At 49.1% G+C, this 2,639-nt stretch carries 2 rRNA genes; both read right to left on the reverse strand.

Annotated elements, in window-relative coordinates:
* Positions 1-25 precede the first annotated feature (25 nt).
* Positions 26-141 (reverse strand): 5S ribosomal RNA (gene rrf / locus FHQ30_RS03140).
* A gap of 128 nt (positions 142-269) precedes the next feature.
* A 23S ribosomal RNA gene (locus FHQ30_RS03145) occupies positions 270-2,639 on the reverse strand; the annotation flags it as partial.

Here is a 2,639-nt window from a genome sequence, read left to right on the forward strand (position 1 = left end):
GGGTCGTTGTACTGTATTCAGTAAAATCCGGCGGTGTCCTACTCTCACATGGGGAGACCCCACACTACCATCGGCATTACAGCATTTCACTTCTGAGTTCGGCATGGGTTCAGGTGGAGCTACTGCACTATCGCCGCCGGAATAATTCGGCTTGATTGTCTTTTGTCTTCGTTCTTTATTCGGCCACAAGCTAATCTGATTTAAACTCTTCGAGCTTCTCGTCTCTTTTCTCTTTCACTTCGCTTTAGGGTAAAACCCTTGAGCGTTGTATGGTTAAGCCTCTCGGGCAATTAGTACGGGTTAGCTCAATATATCACTACACTTACACACCCCGCCTATCTACGTCTTAGTCTTAAACAACCCTTACTCACTCTTAGTGTGGGAAAACTCATCTCAAGGCAAGTTTCGTGCTTAGATGCTTTCAGCACTTATCTCTCCCGCACATAGCTACCCCGCAATGCTTCTGGCGAAACAACGGGAACACCAGCGGTGCGTCCACTCCGGTCCTCTCGTACTAGGAGCAGCCCCTTTCAATTTTCCAACGCCCACGGCAGATAGGGACCGAACTGTCTCACGACGTTCTAAACCCAGCTCGCGTACCACTTTAAATGGCGAACAGCCATACCCTTGGGACCTACTTCAGCCCCAGGATGTGATGAGCCGACATCGAGGTGCCAAACACCGCCGTCGATATGAACTCTTGGGCGGTATCAGCCTGTTATCCCCGGAGTACCTTTTATCCGTTGAGCGATGGCCCTTCCATTCAGAACCACCGGATCACTATGACCTGCTTTCGCACCTGCTCGACCTGTCCGTCTCGCAGTCAAGCTTGCTTATACCATTGTACTAACCTCACGATGTCCGACCGTGATTAGCAAACCTTCGTACTCCTCCGTTACGCTTTGGGAGGAGACCGCCCCAGTCAAACTACCCACCAGACACTGTCCACGACCGCGTTTCGCAATCTGTGTTAGAACATCAAACCTTAAAGGGTGGTATTTCAACAACGACTCCATATTAACTGGCGTTAATACTTCGCAGTCTCCCACCTATCCTACACATCAAAATTCAATGTTCAGTGTCAAGCTATAGTAAAGGTTCACGGGGTCTTTCCGTCTAGCCGCGGGTACACCGCATCTTCACGGCGATTTCAATTTCACTGAGTCTCGGGTGGAGACAGCCTGGCCATCATTACGCCATTCGTGCAGGTCGGAACTTACCCGACAAGGAATTTCGCTACCTTAGGACCGTTATAGTTACGGCCGCCGTTTACTGGGGCTTCGATCAAATGCTCTCACATCATCAATTAACCTTCCAGCACCGGGCAGGCGTCACACCCTATACGTCCACTTTCGTGTTTGCAGAGTGCTGTGTTTTTAATAAACAGTTGCAGCCAGCTGGTCACTTCGACTGACTTCACCTCCATCCGCAAAGGACTTCAATTACCATCAGCGCACCTTCTCCCGAAGTTACGGTGCTATTTTGCCTAGTTCCTTCACCCGAGTTCTCTCAAGCGCCTGAGTATTCTCTACCTGACCACCTGTGTCGGTTTTCAGTACGGTTTATGATAAGATAAGCTTAGCGGCTTTTCCTGGAAGTGTGGTATCGGTTACTTCAGCACCGTAGTGCCTCCCCGTCACGCCTCTGATTTAGATGACCGGATTTGCCTAATCATCCATCCTACACGCTTGGACCGGGACTTCCGTCACCCGGATAACCTAACCTGCTCCGTCCCCACATCGCTCTTATCACAAGTACGGGAATATTAACCCGTTTCCCATCGACTACGCTCTTCAGCCTCGCCTTAGGGGCCGACTCACCCTGCCCCGATTAACGTTGGACAGGAACCCTTGGTCTTCCGGCGAGGGGGTTTTTCACCCCCTTTATCGTTACTTATGTCAGCATTCGCACTTGTGATACGTCCAGCAACCCTCTCGAGTCACCTTCTTCCGCTTACACAACGCTCCCCTACCCAATCAGGGAACAGGTTTCAGGGTTCTGGTGTCAGTCTCTCAGACTTTCACTTAAACCATTCAACATTTTGGCAACCTCTTCGTATTCATTACGCCAAGCTTGCCATTGTTGTTTCTCTATATAATTCAGGTCTATACAATATCTTAACCAAACTCGTGTCTCATCTGCACTGCCTATTGCCATGGCAATATAACGTCTAAACTCAGCAGATGAACGTTGCTTCGCAAAACCTTCTGCCAGATTTGCACAGATGCTTTTACTTGAACGTCTTAGTTGGTCAGCCAAGGCAAATTGTTCTACTTTTGGAAAATTTAATGTCGCTTGATGAATTTCTAATGAAACCCGATACGCTTTTTGAAATACATTTAAATCTTCAAATCGTTTTACCATGCCCTGACTCCTGTAGCCTGAACCCTGAAACCTGCTCCCTGAATGCCGCAGCTTCGGTGACTAGTTTTAGCCCCGTTACATCTTCCGCGCAGGCCGACTCGACTAGTGAGCTATTACGCTTTCTTTAAATGATGGCTGCTTCTAAGCCAACATCCTAGCTGTCTAAGCCTTCCCACTTCGTTTCCCACTTAACTAGTACTTTGGGACCTTAGCTGGCGGTCTGGGTTGTTTCCCTCTTCACGACGAACGTTAGCACCCGCCGTGTGTCTCCTAGA

It is taken from the genome of Testudinibacter sp. 'clade 2' (assembly GCF_006227735.1).
Taxonomy (GTDB): domain Bacteria; phylum Pseudomonadota; class Gammaproteobacteria; order Enterobacterales; family Pasteurellaceae; genus Chelonobacter.